12 protein-coding genes are annotated in these 17750 nt (G+C 36.6%); 2 read left to right on the top strand and 10 right to left on the bottom strand.

Translation table 11 applies throughout. From position 1 onward, the window contains the following. Positions 1–13: 13 nt before the first annotated feature. From AO058_RS10095 to AO058_RS10080, 4 genes are read right to left on the bottom strand one after another with little or no spacing between them, the layout of a single operon-like run. Positions 14–1087, bottom strand: a complete 1074-nt coding sequence (locus AO058_RS10095) for a carbohydrate-binding family 9-like protein (protein ID WP_075326343.1) — start codon at positions 1085–1087, stop codon at positions 14–16. Beyond that, positions 1084–2058 (bottom strand): glycoside hydrolase family 130 protein, encoded by a 975-nt coding sequence (locus AO058_RS10090; RefSeq protein WP_075326341.1) that lies wholly within the window; start codon positions 2056–2058, stop codon positions 1084–1086. The genes AO058_RS10095 and AO058_RS10090 overlap by 4 nt, the downstream gene beginning before the upstream one ends. Before the next feature lies 1 nt (position 2059). Next, positions 2060–3937, bottom strand: a complete 1878-nt coding sequence (locus tag AO058_RS10085) for a sodium:solute symporter family protein (RefSeq protein ID WP_075326339.1) — start codon at positions 3935–3937, stop codon at positions 2060–2062. Then, complete coding sequence (locus AO058_RS10080) at positions 3937–6168, bottom strand: GH92 family glycosyl hydrolase (RefSeq protein WP_093302454.1); 2232 nt, start codon at positions 6166–6168, stop codon at positions 3937–3939. The genes AO058_RS10085 and AO058_RS10080 overlap by 1 nt, the downstream gene beginning before the upstream one ends. 159 nt (positions 6169–6327) lie before the next feature. On the opposite strand from AO058_RS10080, the gene AO058_RS10075 reads away from it, so the two are divergent. Further along, positions 6328–7416 (top strand): sensor histidine kinase, encoded by a 1089-nt coding sequence (locus AO058_RS10075; protein WP_075326335.1) that lies wholly within the window; start codon positions 6328–6330, stop codon positions 7414–7416. Continuing rightward, positions 7413–8102 (top strand): LytR/AlgR family response regulator transcription factor, encoded by a 690-nt coding sequence (locus AO058_RS10070; protein WP_075326334.1) that lies wholly within the window; start codon positions 7413–7415, stop codon positions 8100–8102. The genes AO058_RS10075 and AO058_RS10070 overlap by 4 nt, the downstream gene beginning before the upstream one ends. 42 nt (positions 8103–8144) lie before the next feature. On the opposite strand, the gene AO058_RS10065 is transcribed toward AO058_RS10070, so the two are convergent. The 6 genes from AO058_RS10065 to AO058_RS10035 all read right to left on the bottom strand — a co-directional run bounded on the left by AO058_RS10065 (position 8145) and on the right by AO058_RS10035 (position 17740). Beyond that, a complete protein-coding gene (locus AO058_RS10065) occupies positions 8145–9233 on the bottom strand; it encodes an SGNH/GDSL hydrolase family protein (RefSeq protein ID WP_075326333.1) in 1089 nt (362 codons plus the stop codon). After that, positions 9230–11917, bottom strand: coding sequence for a sodium:solute symporter family transporter (locus AO058_RS10060; RefSeq protein WP_075326331.1), 2688 nt, complete (start codon positions 11915–11917; stop codon positions 9230–9232). Before AO058_RS10060 ends, AO058_RS10065 begins: the two co-directional genes overlap by 4 nt. 81 nt (positions 11918–11998) lie before the next feature. Continuing rightward, positions 11999–12307 (bottom strand): hypothetical protein, encoded by a 309-nt coding sequence (locus AO058_RS10055; protein WP_075326330.1) that lies wholly within the window; start codon positions 12305–12307, stop codon positions 11999–12001. A gap of 355 nt (positions 12308–12662) precedes the next feature. After that, positions 12663–14168, bottom strand: a complete 1506-nt coding sequence (locus AO058_RS10045) for a sialate O-acetylesterase (RefSeq protein ID WP_075326327.1) — start codon at positions 14166–14168, stop codon at positions 12663–12665. A 3-nt stretch (positions 14169–14171) separates the two neighbouring features. Next, positions 14172–16202 (bottom strand): family 20 glycosylhydrolase, encoded by a 2031-nt coding sequence (locus tag AO058_RS10040; RefSeq protein WP_075326326.1) that lies wholly within the window; start codon positions 16200–16202, stop codon positions 14172–14174. Between the two features lie 194 nt (positions 16203–16396). Next, the gene (locus AO058_RS10035; protein ID WP_075327945.1) at positions 16397–17740 is read right to left on the bottom strand and encodes a Gfo/Idh/MocA family protein; all 1344 of its coding nucleotides are present in this window, start codon (positions 17738–17740) and stop codon (positions 16397–16399) included. Positions 17741–17750: the final 10 nt, after the last annotated feature.

The following is a 17750-nucleotide window of genomic DNA, read 5'->3' as shown; positions in this document are numbered from 1 at the left end:
AATTTTATACCGGTTAGTTTTTTTGTTTTATAAAATCTCCATCTTCTTTAATAAGAAGTTTATCGCCTGTAAAGGGGCTTTCTACCCAAATATTCCAGCCTGTTTTGTGGACTTCTAATTTAGGCTGCAATTTTTCACCTTCAACCTGTACAAAATCCCCATTGATTTTTGAAAGAGTTCCTGCCCACTTTCCATTTTTATCTTTATAGGTTTTTTGAGCACGGTACATTCTATATAACTCCCATTTTATTTTCTCATCATTTGGAATACTGAATTCCTCTTTTTCGCCAGGAGCTTTGTTTGAAAAATAAACATATCCCCAATGTTCCGGTTCGTGCATATTAATAACTCCTTGCGGTGACCACACCCAATTATATTCGTGTTTAAAACCACCTTTCCCATCTTTGGCCCGGGAATAAGTACCATTTTCCAGATCAAATTCCCAGTTTACCCGAGAAAAATTAATACGCCAAAATTCATTCTCTGGGATTTCATTGTGGCTATTAGCTTCCTTTAGAACTTCCCATGGCATAGCAACTTCAACACTCCAAAATTCATCTTCATCAGAAGCATCATTTAAGGTTCCCTGTATATATACCTGAGATTTGAGGCCTTGAATATCCCAGCTGTCCACAATTGGCGCTGGTTCACGGTAAGGTTTTACAATAAATAAATCCCAAATGGTATTTAGAGCATTCATTTCAAACTCGTAATAATTATGGGTATCACCATCTGGGTCTATGAAGATTTCAAAATCATTATTATAGAATATAACCGTATCACGTTGTTTTAAAGTAGCCCAAATATGCGGCTCTTCCATTTTCGCATAAAAATACAGGTAATCTTCATCCCAAAGCATTTTCATATTGGTTTGATAGGTAGGGATTTTTTCACCTTCAATATCTATGAAATCCTGACTTTTAGGTGTAGTCTTCCAGGCGGTTTCTTCTGCCTTGCCATCAATAATTATCTTCTCTGAAGTTTTATGGGCAACGTAGGTACGAGGAACCTGTTTACTTTGAGCAAAATTTTGCTGTTGAAAAAGGAAACCAATTACCATTAAAACAAAAATATATTGTTTTATCATAAACTGTTATTTTTTACAAAATTTACAATCTCACGAAGCTTTCCAAAAGCTATTGCAGTTACCGTATCGGCCGCGCCGTAGTAAAGAGCTAATTTATCCTCTTTTTCCGAATGTATAGCGGCACAGGGGAAAATTACATTTGGTACATCTCCAGTAAGTTCATATAACTCAGCTGGAGCCATTAAATAAGGTTGAGAACGGTATTTAACTCTATCAGGTTCATTTTCATCTAAGAGTGCTGCCCCAATAGAATACCTAAAACCGTTACAGGTAGCAATTACTCCATGATAAAATACAAGCCAGCCATCATCTGTTAAAATTGGAATTGGGCCGGCGCCAATTTTGGTACATTGCCAGGCACTTTGCTCAAATGGAGCAACTTTCATCACACAGCGATGCTCACCCCAGTATTTCATATCAGGGCTGTAACTAATATAAATATCGCCAAACGGGGTGTGTCCATTATCACTAGGTCTACTTAGCATAGCATATTTACCGTTAATTTTCTTCGGAAATAACACCCCATTCCGATTAAAAGGTAAAAACGCATTTTCACACTGAAAGAATTCTTTAAAATCAAAAGTATATCCTATACCTATTGTTGGGCCGTGATAACCATTACACCAGGTAATCCAGTAGCGGTCTTCTATAAAAACCACCCGCGGATCGTACTTATAATCAGAGTCTATCATTTGCGTATTGCCCGCTTTAAAATCTATAGGCTCGTGATTTATTTCCCAATCAATCCCGTTTTTACTAAAACCGGCAAAAATATTCATTTGCACCGCTTTATTATCGCACCTAAATACTCCGGCATAACCATCTTTATAAGGCACCACTGCACTGTTAAAAATACTGTTGGAGGAAGGAATTGCATAACGGTCTATAATGGGGTTTTCTGAATAACGCCACATTACCGTATTACAATTTTCAGGTTTCTCCTGCCAGGGAATATTTTTTAATTTTTCCATATTATTCTTTATAATTTTTTACTTTATCCAACCATGTAAATTTTAAAATTACCGTAGTTATAATAAATACAGTTAACCAAACTAACACCTGATAAAAGTCGCGCACCACAAGGTAAATTGGCATCAATATCATACTGGATTGCCAAAGTATTCCTATCGCACAATTAAACATATCTATCCCGAAATCCTTATTCTTCTCTACCGGATGCCCATCCTGCTCCATCATTTTGCGTACCGGTTTCCATAATCCCCAGGGGCGTACATTTTCATAAAATGATTTTAAGGTTTGGTAATTAGTAGCTGGAGTTAGCCAGGTTCCCAAAATACAGCCTAATAAGGAAAACCCAAAAATGATAGGAAAGAGATAAATGGCCGGTGTACCCGCAATTTCAAACAACCAGCTACCTTCCATATAATGTTCCTTATTCTTATCTACAAAAAATTGTAGGGTAGCGATTATTAAGCCGGAGAGCATGCCCCAAAAATAACCCCAACCGTTAAAACGCCACCACACCCATTTTAAAAAATTTGCAGCAATATATCCGCCGTACAGCGCACTGGTTATCCATAATGTGATTGAATTTATTGAATCGGCAAAAAAGCCCATAATTACCCCAAGTGCTACCACCAAAAATGAAGAAATATGGCTCGCCCTTATATAATGTTTATCGGTAGCTTCAGGTTTAAAATATTTTTTGTAAATATCGTTTACTATATATGCAGGCCCGGAATTTACAAAAGCTGAAAAGGTTGACATAAAAGCAGCTAAAAGCCCAGCCAGCAACAAACCCTTAATTCCAACGGGCACTTCATAATTAATAACCTGAGGTAATACTAATTCCATATCACCTCCATTTAAATTTTCCAGCGCAGCAATTTCTGGTGCGAGAAATACAAGCCCCAAAACCACGATTCCACCAACCAGTAAATAACGCGGAATAAAAAGTACCAAATTTGTGAATCCGCTCATATAAGCAGCATCTCTCACAGTTCGGGTAGAGAGTATACGTTGCATATCATAACTGGGCGTTGGACCAGCGACACTTGCGAAAAAACCCTTAAACAGGGTCATCCCGATAAAAGCTCCAAACATTTTATATCCTTCGGTATCAATAAGTTCATTAAAAACATCCTTTTTACCGCTCCAAAAACCTTCCAGTTCATTTCCAAAGGCAACATTTTTCCATTCTTCGGGAATCGCTGCACTAATTTCCACATCGGTTATTACAAAAAAAGTATAGCCGGCAATCAGGATTCCTGCTAATACCATAATTAAATATTGTAAAACTTCTGTCGCTACTACCGAAAACATCCCCCCTTTAATGGTATAAATAGTAGTAAGAAAAATTATAATTAGTGCGTAAGCTTGTTCAGATGTTAGCAATAAAAAATCGCCAATAAATAAATCCAGACTCCAGGGTAATATTACAGTCATAAATTTACCTACACCTTCAAAAAAATAAGCTATAAAACCTATGGCCGCTACTACAGCAAAAATTGCCACAATTAGGTGAGAAGCCCTTCCTGCCCTGTCGTCACCAAAGCGGGTTAAGATCCATTCAGAACCTGTCATCACACCCGAACGACGAATCCAGACCGCCAGGAACATCATGACAAAAATCTGGTTCCAGATTGGCCACATCCACATAAACATAAAGCTTTTTACCCCGTATAGAAATAAAATTCCCACCATCCAGGCCGTTCCGGAAACATCAAACATTCCTGATCCATTACTTAGCCCTAAATAGTACCATTTTATGCTTTTTCCACCTAAGAAATAGGAGTCAAGACCTTTAGAAGCCTTACGGGAAACATAAATCCCCAGGCCAAGAGTAACGGCCACGTATACAATAATTATAAATACATCCCAAAATGCCATTAGTTCGAGCTGCTTTTCTTAGTACCCCATTCTTTATTAGGCTCAGCCCCCATTTTAAAAACGAGGTCTCCTCCTTCTAAAATCTTTTCATGGGAAATATTGGTTTGATTGAACTCTTCTCCATTTAGACTGGCCGATTGTATATAGATATTTCCATCGGAAACATTTTCAGCCTTTATGCGAAAAGTTTTTCCGCCTTTTAAACGGATTTCTGATTCTTCAAAGATTGGACTGCAAATTTCATAAGTTGCTGAAGCAGGATTAAAAGGATATAAGCCCATACTACTAAAAACATACCATGCCGACATTTGTCCTGCGTCTTCATTTCCACTTAGTCCATCTGGCCTGGTGCTATATTGGGTTTTTAAAATTTCTCGCACCCAATATTGTGTTCTCCAGGGTTGCCCTGCTTTATTAAACAAATAAGCAATATGATGGCTCGGTTCATTTCCGTGAGCATACTGGCCGATTAAACCGGTTATATCTGCCGAAATATGATCTCCGGTAATCTCAGAACTTTCTGTAAAAAGCTGTTCCAGTTTTTCGTTGAATGCAGTTTCCCCACCGTGTAATTCTATAAGATTTTCCGGCTCGTGAAGCACAAACCAGCTATGTTGCCAGGCATTACCTTCGGTATAGTCTGTATTTACACGGTGGTTAGAATGTTTTGGATCAAAAGGCTCATTCCACGAATTTTCTGCGCTTTTTCTTCCGCGCATAAAACCGGTTTCCTTATCAAAAACCTTTTCATAAGCTTTGGCCCGATTGGAGAAATATTCATAATCTTCTTCTTTCCCTAATGCTTTCGCCATTTGCGCTACGCACCAATCGTTATAGGCGTATTCTAAAGTCATAGTAACAGATTCATCACTCGCATCATATGGGATAAACCCATGCTCTTTATAAGCTTTTAGTCCTCGAGCATCTTGCATCATCGTAGTTTTCATAGCTTTAAAGGCTTTTTCAGGATCAAACCCCTCAATTCCTTTAAAGTAAGCCTCTGCAATTACCGGGATTGAATGATAGCCGGTCATGGTATTGGTTTCATTTCCATAAAGCGTCCATACCGGGAGCGATTTTTCAACCTTATAATATTCCAACATAGAATTAATAATATCGGTAACTTTATCTGGGTTGGTTATGGTAAGTAGGGGTTGCTGCGCCCTAAAAGTGTCCCAAAGAGAAAGCGTAGAGTATGCTGTGTAATTGGTCTTTACAATACTGTCATTTTCTTTTCTAAATTCTCCATTGCTATCGCTAAATACCACCGGGGAAAGCTTGGTGTGATAAAGTGCTGTATAAAAAATTGTTTTTAAGGAGTCCTGCGGAGTTTTTACTTTTATTCCAGAAAGTTCCTTTTCCCAATTTTGAATGGCTTCTTCTTTGATATTTTCAAAATCGAAATCTCCTTGGGCTAAATTTTGTTTGGCATTTTCAACACTTACCGAAGAAACAGCGATCTTCATTTCAATTTCCCGACCGGAATCTTTATCGAAATAGAATTGCACTGAAGTCTTCTCTCCCGAAACTTTATCTCCTTCCACTACTTGATAATCCTGAAAAAATCGGTGATCGGTTATTGGTTTTGAAAATTCTGCTACAAAAAATACTTTCTGGTTATTTGCCCAACCGGTACTGTGCCTATAACCGCTAATTGTGGTTTTATTTTCAATATTTATAGCGGTTTCTGTAGGTTTATCCCAGTTAATGGCAAAACCCAAATCCAGAATAAGGCTTTGTTCGCCGTTTTCCTCAAATTCATACTTATGATATGCAGTCCTGTCTAAAGTTGTGAGCTCAACTTTCACTTGAGGTTTATCGAGAAAAACACTATAGAAACCGGGAATGGCAATTTCAGAATCGTGTTGAAATTCTGAAGCATAAGGAATATCTTTCTGTGAAGTTACTTTCTGGCCAAGATCAATCTCCTGGGTAACCGGCATAAAAAGTAAATCGGCTAAATCACCAATTCCGGTACCGCTTAGGTGCAATTGACTAAACCCAGCAATGGTATCGCTTGATATATGATAACCGGAACACCAGTCCCAACCACTTCTTCCATTATCTGGGCTAGGTTGCAACATCCCAAAAGGTTGAGCCACTCCTGGAAAGGTATGTCCATGTCCTCCAGTTCCTATAAAAGGATCCACATGTGCGGTTAATTTTTCAGTTTTATCAGAGTTATTTTTTTCTTTTTCCCGTTGCTCACAGGAAGCAAAAATTAAAACCAAAAAACATACTAATAAATTTCCTGGGGCTTGAAATCGATTATTTAAGATCACGTAAACATTATTTTAACTTATATGCTAAATATTCATATATTCAGCGTCACAAAAAAGAAATTTAGACCAACAACCATTTACAAAAGCTGAATAGCGAAAAAAATCAAAATGCTTACCAGAAAACAATTCTTAAACGGTTTCTCCATTCAAAACCAGGGTGACTATAAAATTACTGCCTGGCATCATTTGGTTTTTTGGTTAATATATTTTCTTTTTAATACGCTGCGATGGGGTAGTTATTACGATGATTTTGCTTTATCACTTAAAGGTAATTTGATTGGCTTTCCTATTCATATGTTTTTATGCTATTTCACCATTTATTTTTTAATTCCAAGATTTATCTTTAAACGGCGATTTATAAGCTTTTCCACTATTTTATTAGCATCAATTTTTATTATGGTAGTGGCTAAGTTCTATCTTACGCTATTTCTTGTAAGTAATAATGTATGGCCTGAAGGTCCCGAAGCTACTTCTGAATTCACATTTAATTACGCCCTTACTATGATGCTGGGAGAGTTCTATGTGATTTCTTTTGTAACCGCAATAAAAATAACTTTAGATTGGCTTAGTGCAAGCAAACGGGCCGCAAGATTAGAAAAAGAGCAACTTCAAACCGAATTGCGTTTTTTACGGTCGCAAATTTCACCTCATTTTTTCTTCAATACCCTAAATAATATATACTCTCTAAGCCTTGAACAATCTAAAAAAGCTTCGGAAACTGTTTTAAAACTTTCTGAACTTATGCGCTATCTACTTTATGAAACTAAAGATAACAAACAACCACTTGATAAAGAAATACTTTGTATTCAGAATTACCTGGATTTGGAACGAATTAGATATGGGGAACAGGTAAAAATAAATATGGAAGTTACCGGGGATATTGAGGGTAAAAAAATTCCGCCTATGCTATTTATTCCATTTATTGAAAACGCTTTTAAGCATGGGGCCAGTAAGAACATTGGAGATGTATGTATTTCTATAAAATTACAGGTGAAACAGGAAGATATTTACTTTAAAGTAAGCAACACCTTACCAGACAAAAGAATAAATAATAAGCTGGAAAAGGAAAGCGGAGGCATAGGGATAAAAAATGTAAAAAAACGCTTGGCTTTAGGCTATGCCGAAAAAGATTATAATCTGGAAATATACTCCAAAGACGAGAACTTTATTGTCGCATTAAAATTAAAATCTAAATGAGTTTACGCTGTGTTATTATTGATGATGAGCCTCTGGCGGTAAGCGTTATAAAGAATCATCTTTCACAAGTTAAAGATATTAAGGTTGAAGCTAGTTTTAATAATGCTGTAGAAGCACTTGAATTTCTGAGAAAAAATCCTTCAGATGTTCTTTTCCTTGATATTAATATGCCGGTTTTAGATGGGTTTAGTTTTCTTAATACCCTGGAGAAAAAACCCATGGTTATAATAACTACTGCTCATCAGGAATATGCAGTAAAAAGTTTTGAACTTGATGTACTCGATTACCTGGTGAAGCCAATATCTTTTCCACGTTTTCTAAAGGCGATAGATAAAGTAAAACGCCAATCGCTTAATCAGCCTACCGAAACAGAACATCTTTTTGTAAAAGTAGACAAAAAGAAAATGAAGAAAATTTACCTTAATGATATTCTGGTAGTGGAAAGCTTAAAAGATTATATCAAAATTATAACACGTTCTGGTAAATATATAGTACACCAAACTTTAAGTAGTTTTACCGAAAGTTTACCTGAAAAAAAATTCTTAAGAATTCATAGGTCATATACCATATCAGTAGATAAAGTTGATGCTGTGGAAGGCAATAGTGTGGAAATAAATGGATCTCTATATGTTATTGGGCGTAGCTATCTCAATGAGGTAAAAGCTAAAATCCTTGATCTAGAATAACATTTTAAACCTTCAAAAATTTTATCTAAATCTTAGCGATTTTTAATTTATTACTTTACGTAATAAGTGAAGGTAAGCATTGGCATATTTTATCATTCCAGCATCATTTGGGTGCACCCCATCAATAAAATCTTCCTGGTCTAACCCCAACTCTTTAAATCCTAAAAGGTAAATATTATCAAATCCCTCTCTTTTTAATTTCTCAAAAGCTTCCCGATTAGATCGATTTAATTCGAGGTACTTTTCTTTTTCAGGATAATGGACTGCTCCATGTGGATATCCCGCATGATCAGTTAAAATTATTGGTGTTTCAGGATGTGATTTTCGAATGGTTTTAACCCCTTCTATCAAACGAATTTTAGCTTGTTGTGCGTTCAAACCCTGACCAGATGTGAAATTTGCAAGACAATCTAATATAAAAACTTCTGCATCTAATTGGGCTAAAAAATTAAGAACCTCTTCTTCTAAACGCCCATTTCCAGAAAAACCGTAATTAAATAAAGGAATTCCAATTTCCCTTGATAAAATTGAAGTCCAGGCTGTACCCGGTCTCCCTGCACAAGCACCCTGAGTTATGGAAGTACCATAAACTACAATTGGTTTTGTAAGGTCCCGTGGAGATTCTTTGTAATTAGAATTAGTTTTAATACCAATTTCCATATGAGATACGGTATTGTACAATGGGAGATATAATCTTAACTTATTTTGAGTCGAATCTATAGTATCTTTTAGCCGAAATTTATAGGAAATAGTATCTGCAAAATTATAATTGGCCTTTACCCAATCCCAATTCCCTTCATCACGTTTATAAAGATCTATTCCACTTACCCCCGTTGCAGGCATATGCGGAAATTCTACCGGTCCTTTTACCTCGTATTTCACAATAATCTCATCAGTATTAGTTTCAAAATTCATATAGACACCTGCAGGATTTTCAGATAGATCCCATACGCGTTTTCTCACAATGTTTTTCATAGAGTCGGGAAAACGTTGAAATGGATTTGAAGTCTCGGTATCAATTCTTCCCCCATGCTTCATTTTGTCCACTTTATACCAGGTAAATTCTGTAGCATTCTGTGCGGTTAGAACTCCAAAAATCAGCATTAAAAATAAGCTTAGAAATCCTTTCATTGTTCAAATTTATGATCTTTCAAACCTTTATGATAAACCAGGTTTTTAGAGTTATCATTTCTTTTAACCTTTATCATCAAACTTGCCAGATAACCTCCAATCACACAAACCGGAATTGCGATTAGGGGATAGATATAGAAATTTATAGGAGTTTGATATTTTAGAAAAACAACCACAATTACACTAAGTAAAGCCCCGATTAATGTACCAGCCCAATTAGCTCTTTTTAAGAAAATCCCGAGAATAAAAATACCTGTAAGGGCACTTCCAAATAAACCAACAACTTCCTGGAAGAAGAAAAAGAGGGAAGCAATGGGAAAAGCTGCCATTAAACAAGCAACTGCTGTACCAATTACCCCAACCGTTATTGTTACCCATTTTGCAACTTTCATAGCAGTAAGTTCGGAGTAATTTTTACTAAAGCGTTTATAGTAATCAACCGTAACCACCGTTGATACACTATGCATACTGCTATCTAAACTAGACATTGAAGCAGAGTAAATCCCCGCTATTACAAGACCGGCCACACCGGGAGGAAGGTGATTTGCAATAAACAATGGGAAAATACCATCATTTTGCATTCCCACAACTATAAAATCAGGATTGTCTTTAAAAAAGACATATAAAAAAGTCCCCATTAAAAAGATAAGCAATCCAGCAGGAATGGAAATTATTCCGTTAAGCCAGATACTTTTACGTGATTCCTTTTCATTGGCTGTGGTTAAATAACGTTGTACTACTGCCTGGTCTGTAGTGTACGGCGCAAAATTTAATGCAAAAGAACCTAAAAATAATGACCAGGTTACGACCTCAGTCCAGCTAAATCGGAAATCGAATAACTTCATTTTATTATCCGCATAAGCAGTTTCAAAAATATAACCTACATCCCCAATATCTATGGCTATATAGATAAGTCCAAGGATAAGACCCCCAATAAGTACAATTACCTGAATAACATCTGTCCAAATTACAGCTTCAATACCTCCCAATACCGTGTAAAGTATTGCAAGAACACCCATGATAATTATTGCCGTATAGATGTCCAAACCTACTACTGTAGACAGTGCAAGGGCTGGCAGATAAACAACAATCCCCATTCTCGCCACCTGAAACAATACGAAAGAAGCACTACCAAATATTCTCACCGCAATATTAAATCGCTTTTCAAGATATTCGTAAGCAGTAGTAATATTTAAATTTCTAAAGAATGGAAGATAAAAGGTAATGACGATAGGCACCGTAAGCAAAATAGTAAAGTAACCTAAATAGGCCTGCCAGTCATAAGAATAGGCCAAAGCCGGTTGTGAAAGATAGGTTATTGCACTAAGCATCGTTGCATAAATACTCAACCCAGCAGCCCACCAGGGTATACGCCCCCCAGCCAGAAAATAATCATCTGTACTATTGTTTCGTCTGGAAAAATACCAACCAAGCCCAACAATTAATGCTAAGTAAACAAATAAAGTAATGTAATTAATCAAGCCAAAATCTGCCCGGTGGGGCTCCACACTAATTTTGTGAACGGCCGGGGTACGTACACCAGGACTTATCTCTCCTCCAGCAATAAAAATCTCATCATTCCAAAATTCGGCATCGGTTACTACAGGAGATTTTCCGGGAATCTCCCCTCTTTGACTCCAGGTATCTGTAATGGCATGATATGCCCAAATGGTGGAAGAGAAAGATGTATTCTGAAAATTATTAGCTATTAATTTTTTAAGCGAATCAGATTTGTGACGAGCTTCTGCTTCCGAATAATTAGATTCACTTACAGATACCAACTCATTCTGAAGTTCTAAACGCTGATTCCAAAGTTGATTTTCTCCACCAGCTCCCCCAAAAATAATAATATGAGCATCCCCAAGTTTCACCGCAGGCGCAGCTCCAATATATCCTCCCGAAAGCCCGGGGGTAGTATTGGTAGGAATATCTGCTTTTTGTCTCCATTTCTTTTGAAGCGGATTATATTCATACACATCAGTCAAAAATTGATTCGGATCATTTGCATCGGGATTGAAATGAGTTCCACTAAAAACATAAACACAATTCGCCTTTCCGTTATTCTGGCTAACCACTACGGGTTGAATTCTACCTGGGCCTGGTAAATCTTCTAAACGTTGCCATTCATTATTTTTAAAAGAGAAAAAATTATTACTTGCTTTACTCCCATTTTCTTCCTGTCCTCCAACAACAAAAACCTCATCACCTATATTTGTAGCCTGCATATTAGCCAGAGGTACAGGTAGATCAGGCTGCTTTTCAATTTCGATTTTCTTCTCTCTCGGGTTCCATTTTAGCAGAAAAACTTCAGAAAATGTACCATCTGAATTATTTCCTCCAATGCATAACAAGCCATCGGGAGTAGAGACTGAAGCTCCATAAGCCAGTTTTCGGGGTAATTTTGCATCTACTGAAATCCAGTTATAGCTATCATTCGATTTTTGTAAAACTTCAATAGTATTATACCAAACTTTTTCTCCTCCTTCCCAAACTGGATCATTTGGAAAATTTGCTCCTCCAGCCACTATAAATGCATCATTATGAATACCAGAAAAGGCTCCATTTACGCCTAAATCATCATTAAGCGTGGCAATAGTATCCCATTTAAAGTCAAGTTTTTTCTCAGTTTGCGCAGTTAGTTGCCCACACAGGAAGAACAAAAGTAAAATCAACCGAATATTCATATGCTAAATTTTGGCTTAAAGATAACAATTTTGTATTATGTATAACATATATAAATATTATTTTATAACATACTTGTGAAATTATTGTTTTTCTAATGAAGTTATAGTTATTATTGGTGCAGTTATACATTCGTTAGTTAGAATGTCTGATTTGCTATGTTTTCTAAAAGCAACCTTGATTTCTACACCCATTGCGCGAAATTCTTCTTCTATTTCATGTTGAAAAACATATTTTTCATCAGAAAGTTTTAGATTAATATAGCCATTGATAGTTGCACAGTCTGGCTGGTAATATAAAATAGCCGCTGCATGTTCTAATTCATTATCATTTTGATCATCAACAGTACAACCCAGTAGTAATATTAAAAAGAAGAGGGATAAAAATTTCATACTATTAGTTAATTTTAGAAAGAGAATATTAAGTCCTTGATATCAAGAATGATCCAATTGTCCAAAAACTATTAAGAAATAAGATTAAAAAGGCCCAAAAGGAATATCTTTTTATTGAAAATTTCTCCCTTCTCCAATATTGAAAAGCAATAACAAGCAAAACCACCTGAGCAAGCCCTAATGGAATAGTTATCATTTCCATTATAAAACCAATTATTATATAATGAAGCTTAAATATGTGATAATTAAGATATAAAAAACCAAAATATCCAGCAATAAATATACTGAGATAAAATAAGCGTTTTGTAGATAAATTCTTCAACCCAGATTATTTGTTTGATTTGGATTAATCACTTTACATAACTTCCATCTTAAATGTCGAAGCCGGCAAATCTTCTGAATTAATCAAATTCCCGATCGCCCAGGGCTGCCAGTTGTAGTAGATAAATTTAGGTTTTTCTGAAGTTTTAATAAATACTTTATCTCCTTTTATTTTTGCCGGTGCTTGCGATTTTCCATCAATTGAAAATCCCCTCAAAGATTTGCCATTGGAAACGCTTAAGCCATTCCCAATGTATTTAAAATCCACAACTACACTACCATTTTTATAAATAGCATTTTTAGGCAAGGGACCAGAGACCAGAACATCTTGTCCATATTCTTTGTTTAAAGCCCATCGCGCAAGCCTATTGCCCACAGCTTTTTTATTTCGTGGATGCACATCGTGACGGGCACCAATATCACTACTCACGGCCATTCCCACATTCTTCATTTCCTCCAGTAATCTACGCTGCCCGTCCCTAAATTCAGGCCAAAAGTGAGAGTCATAATTTATGGTATCAATTGAAGACAACTGAACCCAGTAAAAAGGTAAATCAGGATTTCTCCATTTTTTGCGATAATCCTTTATCATTAGTTTTTGTAGTTCTGGGTATTCTTCCACCCGTGCCCGTTCCTGGGCGTTACTTTCGCCTTGATACCATAAAATTCCTTTAATTGGCATTTCTAAAATAGGCGCAATACCTGTGCTAAATGCGAATCCAGGTTTATAAGCATGATTTGGTCCATTGGAGTTATTTTCTACCTGATTTCCGTTGATATTCTCCCGACCTCTTTCCCTTATCCAATCAGGTAGATGTTCATTATAAAGCCAGTTTGATCCCGTTTTCTTAGAAAATTTTTTATTCTCTTTTAAAGTTTCTAATGCAATGAATGTTTCAAGGGGTGCACCGCCAATAGATAAATTGATAAGGCCTACCGGAATCCCTTTTTTATTTATAATTTGTTTCCCAAAATAGTATCCTATAGCACTCATCGTTTTAAAAGAAGAAGTATCGCTTTCCTCCCATTTTTTAACATAGAATAATTCTCCCCCAGCCAATTTTTTTCTTTGATCCTGATTATAGTCCTGTCCATAAATGTTCTTTCCTATATACTTAGGATTATAATACCTGAGTTGTTTGTTATCGGCATCTTTTAATTCCTCTTCAAAATGTATCTCCCCACTCATTGGCCATTCCATATTAGATTGACCGAGTAATAGCCAAACATCACCTATAAGTATATTTTTTAAGGCAACTGTTTGTTCGGGAGATTTCAAAATCAGTTTCTGAGGATTAGAGTTCGCAGGCTCCTCATCAAACACTACTTCCCATTTACCATTAACATCTGCGACCACAGATTGATCTTTATTCTGAAAATAAACTGAAATTTTAGATTGTGGAGGAGCAATTCCCCAAATTCTAATAGTTTGGTCCCGCTGGAGAACCATATTATCAGTAAATATATCAGCAAAATTTATTTGCGAATGCATAGGTCTAAGAGCAAGTAATAAAACAAAAGTTAATAATACGCATCTCATAATTTAATTTTTTGAAGTTGAAAACCTAATTCCTTCCTGCTCCAATGGTGCGAAAGTAAACATCCAGTTTTGATAATCGCTACTTCCTGGAACACGAATTAACACTTCATTCCAACCCTCTTTTAACGAAATTCTTGCTGGTTCACGTGTCCAATATAATTCTTCGTCTTTCCAGGCCACTTCCTGGTCACCTTTACTCCCCCAACCACTGGTTCTCTCAGGTTTCCATCCGGGATTCTCCCATTTGGGGGCAGGAATTTCACGGCCATTTACCCAAATTGTTCCTCCGCTTACATCCCATTCCCCTACTTCAGGAATTCCAGTATAAGCCCGATTACTACGAAAAGGGGTTTCAAAACCAATCCATACTGGTAAATTCTTAGCTTCGTCGGCATAAATATAGGTATGAGCGAAATAAGTTTCTCCTGGCTTCGCTTTGGGATAAAATCCACCCTGTTTAAACCGGTCACGGATATAAACTGTATTTCCTGTAGCATTTTTCCATTGAAGAATGCTATCATTAATCGCATATGAATCGTGTATTTCCTCCAGGGTTTCCTTGTTTTTAAAAGGACCTATAAGTTTCCATTCGGTATCGGCCTGCTTTACATATTGGAAAGGTTGACCTTTAAAATAGGTGTTTTTATGATACATTAGGAAATCTTCAAAAGCAGAAAAATAATCATGAGCTTTACTATTCTTTGGTGGTACTCTGGTTATAAATTTTGAGGAAGTTTCTGTAATATCGGCTGTCCAGGTTGTCCAGGCATAGGTTAATAGTGAAGGGTATAATGGATTATGTCTCACCGCATCAAAAGGTTCATCAAGGTTTACATCAGGCCAAAGCGCGATGATTCCACCTATTATCTTGTGATTGCTATCCTGTCCAATAGGTTTAAACAATAGTCTCGGAATTTGTAGCATTGGTTCGCTGTTATTGATATAGGAATTTTGAGAATCAATACCCCTTAAACCAGATTGGTCCATTTTTTCGATCTCATGTTCTGGTAGCCAGGTTTGGCGAATTACTCTATCGTTTGCCGGTAAACCTGGATCCCAAATTACGGCCGATCTATTATTTGATTCAATTATATGGAGCATTCGATTCATAAAACCTTCAGGATCGGGAACATCAACTTCATCAGAGCCCAGGTGTATTATAGGTGCCATTTCTTTCGGAATTTCCTCAAAAAACTCATATAAAACGTCTTCTAAAATCTTCATTCCTTCTTCCGATTCCATTCTATGGCCGGTAGCCGTTGTAAACGAATCGCTATGGCCAGGCATGTCTATTTCTGGAATAACCTGAATTTGCAATTCATTAGCATAGTTAATTACTTCACGAATTTCATTATAAGTATAGAATAGTCCAGGATCCCGTGTAGGCCTATGATTTTCAGCTGCATTAAGTTCTGGATATTTTTTACTTTCTATACGCCAGGCAGGATAATCTGTTAAATGCCAGTGGAAAGTATTCAATTTATAATTTGCCAGTATATCCAAATGATTCTTTAGAGTTTCAATAGGTTGAAAATTCCGGCCCGTATCAATCATATAACCCCGCAACTCAAACGCGGGTTCATCCCAGATTTTTACAGCATAAAAACCTTTCTTCCCATCAACAATCTGTTCTAATGTTTTTAACGCGTAAAAAAAACCAGCATCAGAGGAAGCTCCAATTTTAATTTCATCGGAAGTGATTTCAAGGGTATAGGCCTCCCGGGTTAAACTGTCAATTTTCTTAAATTTAATCTTATTCTTATTGTTCTTACTAGTTTTAACGCCGGCTTTAAACAGCAATTGTTCCAATTCACTTTTTACCGATGGATGTAAAAAGTTAAAGTTATTAATCTCAACTTGCTTAAAGTCTATTGGTTTCTCCCCCCATGAAACTTCCTTTGGGTAGGGCATTAGTTTTACGGGTGCTTCCTTAAGTTCTTCCACACTTAAATTACTTTTGAATTCTTCCTGAGCAGTTGTTGTAAAGCTTATAATATACAAAAGAAGGACTGCGAATATCTCTATTTTTCTCATTGCTATAGTAAATTGTATTATGTATGATATATAAAAATATAATAAGGGCTTTCAATTGAAGGAAAAAATTTTCAATCTTAGAAAGATCCAGTTTTAAAACTCATTTGAATTCTATAACTGGATTAATATATAATGATAGATTTTAAAGTTAATAGGAAAAAAATTGTAATCAACTTAAAGTGTGACCACAAAAATTACATAACTTTTGTTTTTCCTGGGGTAGGTATTGGGTAATGCCCATCAGAATTTGGCATTACAGGTGGTGTGGAATCCCAGCTTAGATTTTCAGGAACCAATTCCAGGTTAGATTGAAGTGCTTCATCCCAACTGATTACCTGCCCTGAATATGTAGCCATTCGGCCCATGATCGCAGTCATTGTACTTTTAGCTCCATTCTCAGCATCGCTTATAACCTCGCCGTTTCGAATGGATTTAAACAATTGGTTATGTTCTTCCTGATAAGGGTTGGGATCATTCCGACCTCGATATTTAAAAATATCGTGGCCTTCTAAATCTACTAATTTTGCAACACCTGCATCATTGGTTTCAACTATACCTTTGGTGGCCTGAAACCCCTCTCCTACTTTAGACATTGTACCGGGTTGGTGCCTGCACTGGCTAGAGATTACGGCCCCACCAGGATATTTAAATTCAACAAAATGATGATCGAAGATCTCTCCGTGCTCGGGTCCTGTACGCACTTGTCGACCGCCCATTCCCTGGGCCGAAACAGGATACTCACCTATAAACCAATTCGCAACATCAATATTATGAATGTGTTGTTCTAAAATATGATCACCACAAAGCCAATTAAAGTAATACCAGTTACGCATTTGGTATTCCATTTCGGTTTGGTTTGGCTGTCTGTGGTTTACCCACACCCCACTACTATTCCAATACACCTGCCCTGAAAGAATTTTTCCAACTTCTCCCTTTTGAATTTTTTCAGCAATATTTATATAATTATTCTGGTATCTTCTTTGTAAACCAACAACAACGTTCAACTTCTTTTCTTTAGCAATTTTTGCTGAATCCAAAACTTTTCTAATTCCTGGTACATCTGTAGCCACAGGTTTTTCCATAAATACATGTTTCCCCGCATTAATGGCATATTCAAAATGGTGGGGTCTAAAACCCGGTGGTGTCGTAAGTATTACTACATCTGCCAGATCAATAGCTTTTTTATAAGCATCAAAACCGGTGAACCGATTTTTTTCTTTAACCCTTACTTTATTAGACCCAGCAAACTCATTTTCCAACTGGTCCAAGCTACTAAGTAGTCTGTCTTCAAAAGCATCTGCCATAGCAACCAACTGTACATTTTCGTCGGCTTTTAGAGCTTGATTTACAGCACCTGTGCCGCGACCTCCGCATCCTACCACAGCCAGTTTCAGCTTTTTGTCGTTAAAAACATTGTACATAGCATTCATTTCCATAGCAGGTATCATCATTCCGGCGGTAAAAAGCGCTGTAGTTTTACAAAACGTTCTCCGTGAATTTTTTATAATTTCTGGCTTAATTGGTTCTGTTTTTTTCATTTTTAAAAGT

It is taken from the genome of Salegentibacter sp. T436, from assembly GCF_001932675.1.
Lineage (GTDB): Bacteria > Bacteroidota > Bacteroidia > Flavobacteriales > Flavobacteriaceae > Salegentibacter > Salegentibacter agarivorans.
This window is presented reverse-complemented; position numbering and strand designations above follow the sequence as displayed.